Source organism: Serratia ureilytica (assembly GCF_013375155.1).
Lineage (GTDB): Bacteria > Pseudomonadota > Gammaproteobacteria > Enterobacterales > Enterobacteriaceae > Serratia > Serratia ureilytica.
This window is the reverse complement of the sequence record NZ_JABXOF010000005.1, coordinates 158,366-172,621: the sequence shown is the minus strand read 5'-3', so window position 1 is coordinate 172,621 and position 14,256 is coordinate 158,366. Positions and strand designations below refer to the sequence as shown.

Here is a 14,256-nt window from a genome sequence, read left to right as displayed (position 1 = left end):
CCTGATTTAACCTAGGGAGAAGGACTATGACGGGACACCAGGCGCTGCGTTGCGCCCTCTTCGGCGCACTGCTCAGCTTCAGCGCGGGCAGCTTCGCTCAGCAGATCGTCACCACATCGGATTTGATTCAGCAGCCGGGGTATCAGGCCAGCTGGCAAAACATGGTCAAAGGCCAGGCGCGGATGCCGGGCTGGGCGCGCAAGGGCGTCGGCACCTCTACGCCGGCGCAAAACCTGAGCTGGAAGGGCAAAGAGTATCTGGTCGGCAATCTGTGCAAACCGCACGACTGCGGCAACAACTTTTTGATCGTGGCGTTCAGCGCGGATAAATCCCAGGCCTGGGGCGTGCGAGTCGCGGTGGAAGATCGGCCGGAAGCCGTCGATCATCCGAAGAAATACGCCAAGTACCAGTGGCTCGGCAAGCCGGATGACGACATGAAAGCGCTGCTTAAGCAGCAGTTCGAGAACAATCCCGACTGGAAATGATCTGACCGGGGGCGCTGACAATGTCGCCCCCGGCGTCGATCAGCCGATGCCGGCCTGATGCAGATCGTGCAGGTTGAGCGCCCCCACCAGCACGCCCTCCATATCGACCACCGGGGCCGCGCTGATGTGCTGTTCGTGCAGCGCTTCCAGCGCTTCGCCGGCGCGCCACTGCTCCGGCAGCCGATAGCCGGGGCGGGTGATCGCCGGGCTGAGCGGGTCCTGCAGGCTGTTGCCTTTCACCAGCCAGCGGCGCAGGTCGCCGTCGGTAAACACGCCCACTACCCGCTGCTGCGCGTCGCACACCGCCACCAACCCGAGCCCAGTGCGGCTCAGTTCCAGCATCGCTTCCATCACGTTGGCGCTTTCGCTCACGCGCGGCAGGCGATCGCCGGTGCGCATCAGGTGATGCACGCGGTTCAGCAGGCGCGCCCCCAGGCTGCCGCCCGGGTGCGAGCGGGCGAAGTCTTCCGCATTGAAACCGCGCTGGCGCATCAGCGCCATCGCCAGAGCGTCGCCCATCATCAGGGTGTTGACCGCGCTGGAGGTGGGCGCCAGCCCCATCGGGCAGGCTTCGCGCTCGACGCCGATATCCAGTACGCAGGCCGCGCCCTGCGCCAGCGGCGATTCTTTGCCGCCGGTGATGGCGATCACCGGAATGCCGTTCTCCGCCAGCAGCGGCAGGATCAGATCCAGCTCTTTGGCGCGGCCGGAGTAGGAGATGAACACCACCACGTCGTCGGCGCCGATCATGCCGAGATCGCCGTGCAGCGCCTCCGCCGGATGAACGAAGAACGACGGCGTGCCGGTACTGGCCAGCGACGCGGCGATTTTTTTGCCGATATGGCCGGACTTGCCGATGCCGGAAATCACCGCTTTGCCGCGGCAGTTCAGCAGCAGCTCGCAGGCGCAGACGAAATTGTCATCCAGGCGCGCCAGCAGGCGCTGCGCTTCGGTCAACTCGATCTCCAGCGTTTCGCGGGCGAAGGCGAGCAGGGCGTTGGCGTTACTCATCGGGGTCTCCTACCAGAATGATATTGATGCCTTTCGCCTGCAGGGCGGCGAGGTAATCGGGGTTAATGTCTCGGTCGGTGATCAGCGTATCGACGGCGCTGAGTTCGCACACCACGTTCGGGCTCTTGCGGCCGAATTTCGAGGAGTCCACCAACAAAATAATGCGGCCGGCGGCTTCGCACATCGCTTTGCTGACGTTGTGCACTTCGTTGAAGGTGGTGACGCCGGCGTTGAGATCGACGCCGTCCGCGCCGATAAACAGCTTGTCGAAGCTGAATTGCTGAAACGCCGATTCGGCCAGGCTGCCGTGGAACGAGGCCGATTTTTTGCGGTAGGTGCCGCCGGGCATCAGGATGGTCTGATCGTTGTCCAGTTCCACCAGCGCGTTGACGATGGTCAGGCTGTTGGTCATCACCGTGATGTTATTGAACTGCGCCAGGTGCGGCACCATCTGCAGCACCGTGCTGCCGGCGTCGAAGATCAGCGAGTCGCCGTCGGCGATCAGCGCCACGGCGGCGCTGGCGATGCGGCGTTTTTTCTCGGTGTTGATATGGGTTTTACGGTCGATTGGCTGATCGCCGTCGTCGCGGCTGAGCACCACGCCGCCGTAGGTGCGGATCACCTCACCTTCTTCTTCCAGCAGGGTAAGATCTTTGCGGATGGTGGTGCCGGTAGTGGAGAAATGCTCGGCCAGGGCGTCCACTGCCGTTTTGCCATGCTGCTGCAGATATTCAAGGATAGCGGCCTGCCGCTGCTTTGGTTTCATCGCGATTCCCGTTCACAAGAGTGGGGCATTTCCCCTCGCTGAATAATTCACTATGAAAGGTAATGCCTTTTAATGTGAAAATATCACGATTTGGGTTCAATCGCTAACGATAGTGCAGACTGGCATGCGCGATCCTCGGGGAAGATCACATCCGGGCGCAAATCCCGCTGATGCAAACCGTGCAAATGAGGCAGCGGGCGGGGCCGGGCGAAAACGGTCAGGCCGCGCAGCAACAGGCTGCCGCACACCCGCCGATCGGCGTCGAAGGCCAGCGCCAGCACCACCCGCGGGCGGAAACGGCCGCCGGAGCGGCCGACGCCGACGGCGCCCAGTCGGCATAAGCCGTCGAAGGCGCGGTTAAAACGTTGCAGTTGCCACCAGCCGAAGGCGATTTGCAGCAGCCAGGCCAGCAGCGCGAAGGCGATCAAAGCTTGTGTCATGGGGTTCTCCTTATGCCCCCTTCCGCGGAAGGGGGCGTCGGTGGCCTCAGAACATCACCTGGCCGCCGGTGATGTTGATCGATTGGCCGGTGCAGTAAGAGGCCTTATCGCTGGCGTAGAACAGCAGGGTGTTCAGCACGTCCTGGTAGTCGCAGCCGCGCTTCAGCGGCACTTTGTCGATGTAGTACTGCTCCACCTGGTCCGGCGCGATGCCCAATTTTTGCGCGTACTGCGGCAGCAGCGATTGAAACATCGGCGATTTCAGCAGGTTGCCGAGCATCAGCGAATGCACGGTAATGCCGTATTCCGCCAGATCGAGCGCCAGCGACTGCGTCAGCCCCACGCCGCCGAACTTGGCGGCGCTGTAGCCGGAGTTGTGCTTGCTGCCGACCTTGCCGGACTTGGAGTTGATCTGAATGATGCGCCCGGCGATGCCGTCGCGGATCATCAGGCGCGAGAACTCGCGGGCGCAGAGGAAATAGCCCACCAGGTTCACCTGCAGCGAGCGGTCGAAGTCGCCCAGCGGGAAGTCGGTGATCGGCGCCGCCTTGGCGATGCCGGCGCTGTAGACCAGCAGGTTGGTTTGGCCAAATTCCCGGTCAACCGCCGCCGCCAGCGCGATCACGCTCTGCTCGTCGGTGGCGTCGGCCTGAAAACCGCAGGCGCTGCCTGCGCCATACTCTTCGTTGATCTGCCGCGCCACCTGATTGGCGTTGTCGGCGTTCAGATCGGCCACCGCCACCCGATAGCCGGCCTGCGCCAGCCCGTGGGACAAAAAGGCGCCTAACGTTTGGCCGCCGCCGATCACTACAGCTACTTCAGACATGGTCTACTCCTTATGCGATAAATGACAGCGTGCTGCCCAACGGGATATCGGTCGGCGTCGGGCCGGAAACGTGGATCGAGCCGGGGAATTCGGCTTCGGCTTCGCCGTCGAAGCGTACGGTGATGTGGCCGAGCTCGCGCAGATTCTGCGTGGCGACGCTGCCGACGGCGGTGATGGCGTAGCGCTGCTGCGCCAGTTCCATCACGCCGCCCACCTGCAGTTCGCCGGCGGTCGCGCCGTGGCGGTGGATAAAGCAGAACTCTTCGATATCCGCCGGCGCGCCTTCACGGAAAGTGATCAGCATGTTGTCCAGCAACGCGTCGCGGGCGCAGCCGCCGATCTGTGTGATGGTGGTATGAAAAATGGTGTGCATAAACGTCTCCCTGGAAATCATGCTATTGATAAATAAAGGCCGAGGCGGCCCAGGCGATCAACACCGTCGGCGCGCCGGTCAGAAAGCGGCCAACCAGCACTGAAGGCACGCCGACCCGTACGGTGTCCTGTTTGGCTTCCGCCAGCGACAGGCCGACCGGAATGAAGTCACAGGCTGCCTGCGCGTTGATGGCAAACAGCGCGGGCAGCGCCAGCTGCGGCGGAATATGGCCGAGGCCGATCTGCACCCCGACCAGCACGCCGATCACCTGGGCGATGACCGCGCCGGGGCCGAGGAACGGCGACAGCAGCGGGAATGAGCAGATCAGCGCCAGCGTCACCAGGCCGATCGGGCTGTTGGCCAGCGGCGTCAGGCCGTGAGCGATAAAGTCCCCGAGGCCGGAGGCCATGATGATGCCGATCAAGGCCGAGACGAACGCCATAAACGGCAGAATGGTCTTCAGCACGGTGTCGATAGTGTCGCGCCCGGCCTGGAAGAACACCGCCACCACCGATCCCATGCCCATGCCGACCTTCGCCAGCAGCCCGTCGCTTTGTTCGGTGATCTTCTTGCTGGTGTCGTAGTCGCGCGCCTTGGGCGGCGCTGCAACGGCGGCGGCGGCGGGTGGGTTCTCCGTCGCGTCGATTCGGCTGATGTTGTGGTCGCGCACGCCGGAGACATAGATGTCTTCGAGGATAAACTGCGCCAGTGGGCCGGACTGGCCGGTAGCGTGGATGTTGACCGTCGGAATGCGGCGTTTCGGGTACAGGCCGCAGCGCAGGGTGCCGCCGCAGTCGATCACTGCCACGCCGATCTCTTCCGCCGGCGGCTCGCCCTCTTTGAAACCGTCGACGGCGGGCCAACCGGTCAATTCGCTGAGGCGATCGACGATGGAAGGCCGGGTGCCGGCGGTGATGTACACCACTTTTTTGCCGGGTTCTATCGGCAGTTCCAGGGGGCCGCCCCAGCCGCTGGCGCCTTTTTCAATACGGATATAAGCACTCATGCTGCACTCCACGAATTAAAGTTGCACCTGGCGATCCAGACGGATGCCCATCTTGCGTTCGAACAGACTGGTGGTGAGATCGGTGACCCAGCCGCGGAAGAAGTTGGTGAACAGCCCCACCAGGAAATAGCTCACCGCCAACGGGCCGAGCGGCAGGCCGAGGGTGGTCAGGCCGCTGGCGATGCCGAGGTAAACGAACAGCTCGCCGGGGTTGATGTGCGGAAACAGGCCGTTCATCGAGTGGCAGCTGTAGGAGGCCGCCGCGTAGTAGCTCGGCTTGTATTTCTCCGGCATGAAGCGCCCCAGGCTGAGGGTCATCGGGTTGCAGAAGACAAAGGTGCCGATCAGCGGCAGCAGCAGATAACGCGAGACGGGGTTGCCCGCGCAGCGCTGCGCCAATCGTTCGATACGTTCCTGGCCAACAAATTTGATCAGCGCGTTCATGATAACCAACAGGCTGATCAACAAAGGCAAAATGCCGGTCACCATGCCGACAAACACTTCACCGCCTTTCTGAAACAGGCCGATAAACCACTCGGCGCCGTGGGTGATTAGCTCAATCATTATGTTCTCCTGTAATGGACTGATATGGCCTGGAGCGAACGGCGGCTCTGTCGCCATGGGCCTTACAGTAGTCACTTTGTTGGGCTATTTGTTTTAAATAGATCACAATTTGAAAGATAAATATTTTATTTTGAAAGTTTAAAGTGAAAGAAAGAGAAGGTGAACGGCGCGAGAGGCGGGATAACGGGCACAAAAAAGCCCGGCGAACCGGGCTTTGTGACAGGCGGTCTGTCACATCAGGCGATGGTGACCTTCTTGTCCAAGTAGGCGTCTTGTACGGCGTTGATCAGCGCCACGCCGTCTTTCATCGATTTCTTGAACGCCTTGCGCCCCAGGATCAGGCCCATGCCGCCGGCGCGTTTGTTGATCACCGCGGTGCGCACCGATTCCTGCAGATCGTTCTCACCGGCGGCGCCGCCGGAGTTGATCAGCCCGGCGCGGCCCATGTAGCAGTTGGCCAGCTGGTAGCGCACCAGATCGATCGGGTGATCGGTGGTCAGCTTGGTGTAGACGCGATCGTCGGTATAGCCGAATTTCACCGCGCGGTAACCGCCGTTGTTTTCGGCCATTTTCTGTTTGACGATGTCGGCGCCGATGGTGGCGGCGATGTGGTTGGCCTGGCCGGTCAGATCGGCGCTGGAGTGGTAGTCCACGCCGTCCTTGTTGAACGCCGGGTTGCGCAGATAGGCCCACAGCACCGTGACCATGCCCAGCTCATGCGCGCGCTCGAAGGCGATCGAGATCTCTTCGATCTGGCGGCGCGACTGCTCGGAGCCGAAGTAAATGGTGGCGCCAACCGCCACTGCGCCCATGTTGAACGCCTGCTCGACGCTGGCGTACAGGGTCTGGTCGTACTGGGTCGGGTAGCTCAGCGTTTCGTTGTGGTTGAGTTTGACCAGGAACGGAATTTTATGCGCATAGCGGCGCGATACCGACGCCAGCACGCCGTAGGTGGAGGCGACGCAGTTACAGCCGGCTTCAATCGCCAGCTCGACGATGTTCTTCGGATCGAAATACAGCGGATTGGCGGCGAACGAGGCGGCGGCGGAGTGCTCGATGCCCTGATCGACCGGCAGGATCGACAGGTAACCGGTGCCGGCCAGGCGGCCGTGGTTGAACAGGGTTTGCATCGAACGCAGCACGCTGTTGGGGCGGTTGTTATCGATCATTACGCGGTCGACGAAGTCGGCGCCCGGCAGGTAGAGATTCTCGGCGGGGATAGTGGTACAGCGGTGTTGCAGCAGATCTTCCGCTTCCTTTCCTAGCAACTGCACAATATCAGTCATGATTCACTCCCGATTAAGCTTCTTCATACACCGGCAATGCAAGGATTTTTGACCACCGGCGTAGTAAAAAAGCGGTGATTGAAGCTGTAAAGCGATGCTACCGAACTTGATCCGGCAAGGACAAACAATAGATGCGATTGAGAGGAAATGCCATTGGCGTGGCCAAATACGCGGGGGCGATCGCCCCCGGCGCGTTAAGTGCTTGATTGTTCGATCTCGCCTGCCTTGGCGTTCCGAGCGGCGAGCGGGCGCAGAGCCGGATTAGCCCAGCAGGGCGCAGTTCGGCGGCAGGCGGCATTCGATGGCCTGCGGCACCACTTCGATGCGGAAATGGCGGCCTTTGAGCGGCTCGCCGTCGAGGTTGAAGGTCATCTCATGCGGCGCGTCGATCTCCAGCCACGGCAGCGCGGCGCTGAGGATGCTGTTGCTCTCTTCGTCGTTGAACAGGGCGGCCACCAGCGCCGGCAGCAGTTCATCGGCGATCAGCAGGCGCAGCTGCAACTGCCCGTCGTTAATCAGCGCGTTGGGGCACAGTTCCTGGCCGCCGCCGGCCTGTTTGCCGTTGCCGATGCCGATCACCAGCGCTTCGCCGGCCCAGCGGAAGTCCGGCCCGCGGATTTCACAGCGGTCGGCCTGCAGCGTATCCATGCGCAGCAGGCCGTGCACGAAGTAGGACACGCCGCCCAACGCCGCCTTCAGCTTCTCCGGCGTTTCAGTGGTGATACGGGTGCCGAAGCCGCCGGTGGCCATGTTGATGAAGTAGCGCTCGCCGTTGACCTTGGCCAGATCGATAGGCACCGAGCGGCCCTTGATCGCCAGCTGCAGCGCCTGCTCGGGCGAGAGGGGAATGTTGCAGGCCATGGCGAAGTCGTTGGCGGTGCCGAGCGGCAAAATGCCCAGCGCCGGCCGACCTTGCGCCGGCAGTTGCGCCAGCGCGGCGGCCACTTCGTTGATGGTGCCGTCACCGCCGCCGGCGACGACGGTGCCGACGCCGAGCCGAGCGGCTTCCGCGACGTAGCGCGCGGCGTCGCCGTGTTCCCAGGTGACGCGCACGTGCAGCGTTATCTGCTCTTCGCGCAGCCGGTTGACGGCCTGGCGCAGCTCTTCGTTGCCGGCGCCCTTGCCGTTGATGATAAGCAGTGCTGGTGCATGTGAGTGTTGAGGCATTGCCGAGCTCCTCCGGCGGAAAACCAATAATGCCTCAAGATAAACCAGCCCAGGCCGCCAAGCCATCAGAATATTCAGCTAATTCCGGTTATTTCCCATTGCGCCGTGAATATGAAGACGATGCGAATTTATCTGAATTTAACCTGACAATAAGCGCAATTTTAATGGCGGCAGGATTAATCGCTATAGCGTTATTTATATATCGATGTGGCGTTATTATTTTTATTAAAATGGATAACGGGAAAACGTAATGAGAAATAGGCGCGCCGGCGGCAATGGCGGGCCCATAAAGAAAAAGCCAGCCCAAGGGAGATTGGGCCGGCTAAGGAGGTGGTTCCTAGTATTGCTATGCAAATATTTTCGTTGTTCGTTTTAAGCAGCGTGATAGTAACCAAGCTGCGGGCACATTGATGTGATCCAATTCTAATATTTGCTAAAAATCGCCGCCGAATGACGGCGATTCATTGTTAGGCTCCGGCGCTATTTTCTTCCGCCAAATTGCGGATCAGCAAAGCATAATTGAGATCGATATCCTGCGGGATCGGCAAATAAACGATATGGCCGTTGCCCGGCGCGACCTCAATCGGCTCGCCTTTCTTATTTTGCATGCTTTCGAGGGTGAACAGCACGTTGCCGCCCGGCGTCATCATCTCGACGCTGTCGCCGAGTGAGAATTTATTCTTCACGTCGACTTCCGCCCAGCCTTCGCGGCGCACGCCGGTGAACTCGCCGACGAACTGCTGGCGCTCGGAGAGCGAAGAGCCGTATTCGTAGTTCTGCTGCGCTTCGTGCACGTGGCGGCGCAGGAAGCCTTCGGTATAGCCGCGGTGCGCCAGGCCTTCCAGCGTGGTGAGCAGGGTCGGATCGAACGGTTTGCCGGCAACGGCGTCGTCGATGGCGCGGCGGTAGACCTGGGCGGTACGCGCGCAGTAGTAAAAGGACTTGGTGCGCCCTTCGATCTTCAACGAATGCACGCCGAGCTGCGTCAGACGCTCTACGTGCTGGATGGCGCGCAGATCCTTGGAGTTCATGATGTAGGTGCCGTGTTCGTCCTCGAAGGCGCTCATATATTCGCCTGGTTTTTGCGCCTCAGACAGCATGAATACCTTGTCGGTCGGCGTGCCGATGCCCAGCGTCGGCTCGACGGTCTGCACCGGGATCGGCTCGTGCAGGTGCACGATATTGCCGGTGTCGTCCTCTTTGCCTTCTTCCGCCTTGTACTGCCAACGGCAGGCGTTGGTGCAGGTGCCCTGGTTGGGATCGCGCTTGTTGATATAGCCGGACAGCAGGCAGCGGCCGGAGTAGGCCATGCACAGCGCGCCGTGGACGAAGATCTCCAGCTCCATGTCCGGCACTTCGGCGCGGATCTCGGCGATCTCTTCCAGCGACAGCTCGCGCGACAGGATCACGCGGGTCAGGCCCATTTGTTTCCAGAACTTCACCGTCGCCCAGTTAACGGCGTTGGCCTGCACCGACAGGTGGATGTCCATCTGCGGGAAGGCTTCGCGCACCATCATGATCAGGCCAGGATCGGACATGATCAGCGCATCCGGGCCCATATCGACTACTGGTTTCAGATCGCGCAGGAAGGTTTTCAGCTTGGCGTTGTGCGGGGCGATGTTGACCACCACGTAGAATTTTTTACCCAGCGCGTGCGCTTCGTTGATGCCCTGCGCCAGATTCTCGTGGTTGAACTCGTTGTTGCGCACCCGCAGGCTGTAGCGCGGCTGGCCGGCGTAAACCGCATCGGCGCCGTAGGCGAAGGCGTAACGCATGTTTTTCAGCGTGCCGGCCGGGGAGAGAAGTTCCGGTGTAAACATAGTGTGTCTCGGTCTGATTTCAGGTCAGCACCACGCCACCTGATGGCGCAGTAAAAGCGGGGGATTGTAGCTGCGGCGCGGCAAAAAATCAGCAGTTAACCGGATTTATTCAAGGGAGATTGATCCCGGTCAAACGGAAAACGCGCGATGGCGGCCACCGCGCGGGCGAAACGGGAGATCAGGCGCTCAAATCGCGAATATCGGTGGTCGGGCCATTTTTAATCACCGACTGGATACCGTTTTTGGCTGCGCTTTCGGAGCTGTACATTTCGCTGACGCCGATCACCTGATGGTTCTTGGCCTTCAGCACAAAGTAGGGCTGGTTGCTGGTGCTGTGCTTCAGTTCAAACTGCGCTTCATGCGGCGAATTGGTCTGCACCGAGGCGATGCCGTTCTCCGCCGACGCTTTGCTGGCGTACATCTCGCTGGTCAGAATGATCTCGCCGTTACTGGCTTTCAGGTTGAAGTGGTACTGTCCGTTCTTTGCTTTTTTCAGCTCGTAATGACCGATTGCCATGGTTCTTCTCCTGTAGGTTCCGATTCGTGATGTAAGTGTAGCCAATCGCTTGAAAATCGGTGGCTAAACCTCACAGCAGCTTAGTCGAAAAAATGCGCAATTTTTTTGCGCCGGCGCGGAGTTTTCGCCCGAGAAGCCCGGCGCCGCACGGGAAGCTAAGGGAGGGGCGGTGATTGCGCAGTGCAGTATTTGGGACGTCTAAGCCGTGGAACACTCGCGATTTCATCTTGGCGGGTTCACCTCGCAGAGATAAAATAGGGCAAATTTTGCACAGGAGCGCCAAGGATGGAAAAAATCGAACGGTCAGTAGGAAATGATAAAAGCGAGGGCAGCGATAAAGATTGGGAGCCTCTGTTGAGAATGATCGCTAACACAGCCCTACCACACGACTTCCTGCTGTCGGATGAGCGACAACAGTGTGTGGCTGACCGCGCGCCTTGGTGGAACGCGGTCGATTCTCTCCCCTAAACCCCATTCACCAGCCGGCAGGGTTCGGCTTCCCAGCGGTAACCGACGCCGTATACCGAGCGGATAAAGGATTTTTGCCCGTCGATCAGCTCCAGCTTGCGGCGCAGGTTTTTGATGTGGCTGTCGATGGTGCGGTCGGTGACCACCCGATAGTCGTCATACAGGTTATTCAGCAGCTGCTCGCGCGAAAATACGTTGCCCGGCTGGCTGGCCAACGTCTTCAGCAGGCGGAACTCCGCTGGCGTCAGATCCAGCAATTGCCCCTGATAGCTGGCCTGGAAACGCGGCTCATCGATGTGCAACAGGTCATCTTCCCGCGCATTCTCCTGCGGCCGATAGCTGCGGCGCAGGATGGTTTTCACCCGCGCTACCACTTCGCGCGGGCTGTAGGGTTTGCAGATGTAATCGTCGGCGCCGATCTCCAGCCCCAGCAGGCGGTCAATCTCTTCGATTTTCGCCGTCACCATCACGATCGGTACGTCGCTGAAGCGGCGCAGCTCGCGGCACACCGTCAGCCCATCGGCGCCCGGCAGCATCAGATCGAGCAAGATCAGCGCCGGCGGATGCTGGTGCACGGTCGGCACCACTTCGTTGCCGTTGGTCAGCCAACGGGTGGCGTAGCCCGCCGCCTGCAGATAATCCACCAGCAGCTGGCCCAGTTTGGGCTCATCTTCAACAATCATGATCTGCACGGGTTGATTCTGAATGTCCATCAGGGCGCCTTATTTTTTATCGGGGTAGCAAATTCTACTGTAATGCGCACGCCGCCTAAAGGCGAATGCTCGGCGCGGATTTTTCCGTCGTGCGCTTCCACGATGTTGTGGCAGATCGCCAGCCCCAATCCGGAACCGCCGCTGGCGCGGTTGCGCGAGCCTTCCGCCCGGTAGAAACGTTCGAAAATGCGCGTCAGTTGCTGATCGCTGATGCCTGGCGCGCTGTCCTGCCAGCAGAGGGATAGCCGCCCCGGCTGCAGCTCGGCGCTGATTTCCAGCCGGCCGCCGGCATCGGTGTAGCGCAGGCTGTTTTCCAACAGGTTATTGAACAGTTGATTCAGGCGATCGGGATCGCCGAACAGCGGCGCCTGGGGCGGCAGATGGGTGACGATCTCCAGCCCTTTGGCGCGAAAGCGCTCGCGGAAGGCGGCGACGGCGATCTGCAGCAGATGCACGCAGTCCACCGACGATTTGCGATAGGCCAGCGCGCCGAGATCGGAGAGCGAAAGCTGGTGCAGGTCGTCGACCAGTTTGGTCAGGGTGGACACCTCGGCCTGCAGCGAGCTGAGCGACGCGGGCGTCGGCTGGCGCACGCCGTCCTGCAGCGCCTCCAGCTCGCCGCGCAGCACCGCCAGCGGCGTGCGCAGTTCGTGCGACACGTCGGCCATAAAGGCGCGGCGCATCTGTTCATTTTTCTCCAGCGAGGTGGCCAACTGGTTGAAGTCGTGCGCCAGCCTGCCCAGCTCATCTTGGCTGCTGACCGCCACGCGGGCGGTGAAGTCGCCCGCCGCCAATCGATGGGTGCCCGCCACCAGGCGTTTAACCGGGGCCAGCATGCCGCGCGACAGTAGCCAGGTCACCGCCGCCGCCAGCAGGGTGGAGAGCGCGACGATGATCCAGCTGGTGCGGCGCTGCTGGCGATCGAAGTTGATGTCGGTATTGCGCGTCAGGCGTTCGACCGGGGTAGTGAGCACCCAACCGACGATCTCGTTGTTGTAGCGGATCGGGTGGCGCGGCCCCTCTTTCGGCAACGGGCCGGAATGCCCGACCAGCCGATTGAACTGGCTGTCCACCACCCAAAACTGGGTGCGCCAGCCCTTGGGCGGCAGGTTGTGGCTGCTGTCGCTGTTCTGCTCGAACGAACGCATGATTTGGTAGACCACCTGATCGTTGTTGCGCAGGAATATCCAGTTGCCATGATGGCTGTACTGCTCCTCCAGCGCTTCGCTCAGCATGTTGATGCGCTGCTCGTTACTGCTCTTGATGTAGTCGATAAAACCGCGTTCAAAGCTGACGCGCACCCCCCAGTGCATGGTGATCAACACCAGCATGCAGGTGGCGAAAATGGCCAGGAACAGCTTCCCGGTAATGCCTATCTTCATTGCAACCTCGTTGAGCCGGTGCCCGGCTCTTTGGCCAGCGTGCGGTTAGGCGCGCTATCCGCCGGCACGCGCGCGAAGGCCAGCGCGGGCAGGGCGATAATCAACGCCATACAGCAGTAGCTGTAAATAAATGCGCTGTGGATGGCCGGGCTGTCGGCCACCGCCTGGTGATGGGCGAAGCTGCCGATCAAGATGCCGGCGACGCTGACGCCGAGGCTCATCGACAGCTGCATGACCATCGACAACAGGCTGTTGCCGCTGCTGGCCAGCCGGTCCGGCAGGTCTTTCAGCGTCAGGGTATTCATCGCCGAGAAGCGCAATGCGTTGACCATCCCCTGGAAGAACAGTATCACCGGCAGCAGCCACAGCCAGCCGAGCATCGCCGCCAGCAGGAAACTCAGGCTGACCAGCGCCAGCAGCAGCGTGGCGGCCACCAGCACGTTGCGGTAGCCGAAGCGGTTGACCACCTGCACCACGATGCGCTTCATGCCCATGCTGCCGATGATCATCGGGATCATCATCAGCCCGGCGTGGAACGGCGTGAAGCCCATGCCCACCTGCAGAAACAGCGGTGTCATGAACGGCAGCATGCCGCTGCCGATGCGCCCCAGCAGACTGGCCAGCAGCCCGATCTTGTAGGTCGGGGTGCGCAGCAGCCGCAGCGAGAACAGGGCGCGGCTATTGCCGTAGGCATGCCAAACATACCCCAACAACGCCGCCGCGCCCAGCGCCACCAGGCCGGCGATGGCGCCGCCGGTCAGGCCCATGCCTTTGTGGCCGTCGAGCGCCAGCGTCAGCGACGCCATGCCGATCGCCAGCAGGAAAAAGCCGCTGAGATCGAAACGGCGGGTCTGCATTTGGTAGTTGGGCATCAGCAGCAGCGTGGCGATGGCGCCCACGATGCCCACCGGAATATTGATCAGGAAAATCCAGTGCCAGCTGGCGTATTGCACCAGAAGTCCACCCAGCGCCGGCCCCATCAGCGGGCCGATCTGGCCCGGCAGCGTCACGAAGGTCATCGCCGCCATGTACTGCTCGCGCGGCACGATCTTCATCACCGTCAGGCGGCCGACCGGCACCATCATCGCGCCGCCGATGCCCTGAAGCACGCGCGAGGCGATCAGCTCGTTCAGGGTTGCCGAGCGGGCGCAGAGGAGGGAGCCGAGGGTAAACAGCACGATGGCGCTGAAAAACACCCGCTGTACGCCGACCTTGTCCGCCAGCCAGCCGCTGGCCGGCAGCGTCACCGCCACCGTCAGCACATAGGCGACGATCACCGACTGCATGCGCAGCGGGTTCTCCCCCAGGCTGGCGGCCATCGAGGGCAGGGCGGTATTGACGATAGTGGTATCCAGCGTCTGCATAAAGAAGCCGAACGCCACTATCCAGAGTTGCCAACGTACCGTGGCGGTGTGTTTCATCAGCATCGGTC

The 14,256-nt window shown here is 61.2% G+C and carries 17 protein-coding genes; 3 read left to right on the top strand and 14 right to left on the bottom strand.

Going from position 1 to position 14,256, the window contains the following annotated elements; genetic code table 11:
* Nucleotides 1-26: 26 nt before the first annotated feature.
* Complete coding sequence (locus tag HWW83_RS11345; RefSeq protein ID WP_033648850.1) at nucleotides 27-485, top strand: inhibitor of vertebrate lysozyme family protein; 459 nt, start codon at nucleotides 27-29, stop codon at nucleotides 483-485.
* A 39-nt stretch (nucleotides 486-524) separates the two neighbouring features.
* Here HWW83_RS11345 and gutQ read toward each other — a convergent pair whose 3' ends face one another.
* The 9 genes from gutQ to yegS all read right to left on the bottom strand — a co-directional run bounded on the left by gutQ (nucleotide 525) and on the right by yegS (nucleotide 7,924).
* Nucleotides 525-1,496 (bottom strand): arabinose-5-phosphate isomerase GutQ, encoded by a 972-nt coding sequence (gutQ, locus tag HWW83_RS11340; protein WP_047574051.1) that lies wholly within the window; start codon nucleotides 1,494-1,496, stop codon nucleotides 525-527.
* Nucleotides 1,489-2,262: a glucitol operon DNA-binding transcriptional repressor SrlR gene (gene srlR, locus HWW83_RS11335; RefSeq protein ID WP_033644070.1), complete on the bottom strand. Its 774-nt coding sequence runs from the start codon at nucleotides 2,260-2,262 to the stop codon at nucleotides 1,489-1,491. The genes gutQ and srlR overlap by 8 nt, the downstream gene beginning before the upstream one ends.
* 83 nt (nucleotides 2,263-2,345) lie before the next feature.
* Entirely contained in the window at nucleotides 2,346-2,702 is a 357-nt protein-coding gene (gene gutM / locus HWW83_RS11330) for a transcriptional regulator GutM (RefSeq protein ID WP_004941515.1), read from the bottom strand.
* 46 nt (nucleotides 2,703-2,748) lie between these two features.
* Complete coding sequence (srlD, locus tag HWW83_RS11325) at nucleotides 2,749-3,528, bottom strand: sorbitol-6-phosphate dehydrogenase (RefSeq protein WP_176589300.1); 780 nt, start codon at nucleotides 3,526-3,528, stop codon at nucleotides 2,749-2,751.
* Between the two features lie 10 nt (nucleotides 3,529-3,538).
* Complete coding sequence (srlB, locus tag HWW83_RS11320) at nucleotides 3,539-3,901, bottom strand: PTS glucitol/sorbitol transporter subunit IIA (RefSeq protein WP_004941520.1); 363 nt, start codon at nucleotides 3,899-3,901, stop codon at nucleotides 3,539-3,541.
* Nucleotides 3,902-3,923: 22 nt separating this feature from the next.
* On the bottom strand, nucleotides 3,924-4,907 hold the full coding sequence (srlE, locus tag HWW83_RS11315; RefSeq protein WP_042785195.1) for a PTS glucitol/sorbitol transporter subunit IIB: 984 nt from the start codon (nucleotides 4,905-4,907) through the stop codon (nucleotides 3,924-3,926).
* Nucleotides 4,908-4,922: 15 nt separating this feature from the next.
* Nucleotides 4,923-5,471, bottom strand: coding sequence for a PTS glucitol/sorbitol transporter subunit IIC (gene srlA, locus HWW83_RS11310; RefSeq protein WP_004941528.1), 549 nt, complete (start codon nucleotides 5,469-5,471; stop codon nucleotides 4,923-4,925).
* A 236-nt stretch (nucleotides 5,472-5,707) separates the two neighbouring features.
* Nucleotides 5,708-6,757 carry a class I fructose-bisphosphate aldolase gene (gene fbaB, locus HWW83_RS11305; RefSeq protein ID WP_033644067.1) on the bottom strand — a complete coding sequence of 350 codons (1,050 nt, stop codon included), beginning with the start codon at nucleotides 6,755-6,757 and terminating at the stop codon, nucleotides 5,708-5,710.
* Nucleotides 6,758-7,018: 261 nt separating this feature from the next.
* On the bottom strand, nucleotides 7,019-7,924 hold the full coding sequence (gene yegS / locus HWW83_RS11300; protein WP_033644066.1) for a lipid kinase YegS: 906 nt from the start codon (nucleotides 7,922-7,924) through the stop codon (nucleotides 7,019-7,021).
* A gap of 29 nt (nucleotides 7,925-7,953) precedes the next feature.
* Between yegS and HWW83_RS11295 the strand changes: the two genes are divergently transcribed.
* Nucleotides 7,954-8,175, top strand: coding sequence for a hypothetical protein (locus tag HWW83_RS11295; protein ID WP_127897175.1), 222 nt, complete (start codon nucleotides 7,954-7,956; stop codon nucleotides 8,173-8,175).
* A gap of 216 nt (nucleotides 8,176-8,391) precedes the next feature.
* Here HWW83_RS11295 and trhP read toward each other — a convergent pair whose 3' ends face one another.
* A complete protein-coding gene (trhP, locus tag HWW83_RS11290; RefSeq protein ID WP_047574075.1) occupies nucleotides 8,392-9,744 on the bottom strand; it encodes a prephenate-dependent tRNA uridine(34) hydroxylase TrhP in 1,353 nt (450 codons plus the stop codon).
* 178 nt (nucleotides 9,745-9,922) lie between these two features.
* Complete coding sequence (locus HWW83_RS11285) at nucleotides 9,923-10,261, bottom strand: YegP family protein (protein WP_176589299.1); 339 nt, start codon at nucleotides 10,259-10,261, stop codon at nucleotides 9,923-9,925.
* A gap of 285 nt (nucleotides 10,262-10,546) precedes the next feature.
* On the opposite strand from HWW83_RS11285, the gene HWW83_RS11280 reads away from it, so the two are divergent.
* The gene (locus HWW83_RS11280) at nucleotides 10,547-10,729 is read left to right on the top strand and encodes a hypothetical protein (protein WP_176589298.1); all 183 of its coding nucleotides are present in this window, start codon (nucleotides 10,547-10,549) and stop codon (nucleotides 10,727-10,729) included.
* Here HWW83_RS11280 and baeR read toward each other — a convergent pair.
* Genes baeR through mdtD form a run of 3 tightly spaced genes read right to left on the bottom strand, consistent with a single transcriptional unit; the run spans nucleotide 10,726 to nucleotide 14,251 of the window.
* Nucleotides 10,726-11,442, bottom strand: coding sequence for an envelope stress response regulator BaeR (gene baeR / locus HWW83_RS11275; RefSeq protein WP_033644062.1), 717 nt, complete (start codon nucleotides 11,440-11,442; stop codon nucleotides 10,726-10,728). The two genes, HWW83_RS11280 and baeR, sit on opposite strands and share 4 nt — an antisense overlap.
* Nucleotides 11,442-12,824 (bottom strand): envelope stress sensor histidine kinase BaeS, encoded by a 1,383-nt coding sequence (gene baeS, locus HWW83_RS11270; protein ID WP_033644061.1) that lies wholly within the window; start codon nucleotides 12,822-12,824, stop codon nucleotides 11,442-11,444. Before baeS ends, baeR begins: the two co-directional genes overlap by 1 nt.
* Nucleotides 12,821-14,251, bottom strand: a complete 1,431-nt coding sequence (gene mdtD, locus HWW83_RS11265; RefSeq protein WP_033644060.1) for a multidrug transporter subunit MdtD — start codon at nucleotides 14,249-14,251, stop codon at nucleotides 12,821-12,823. The genes baeS and mdtD overlap by 4 nt, the downstream gene beginning before the upstream one ends.
* Nucleotides 14,252-14,256 lie beyond the last annotated feature (5 nt).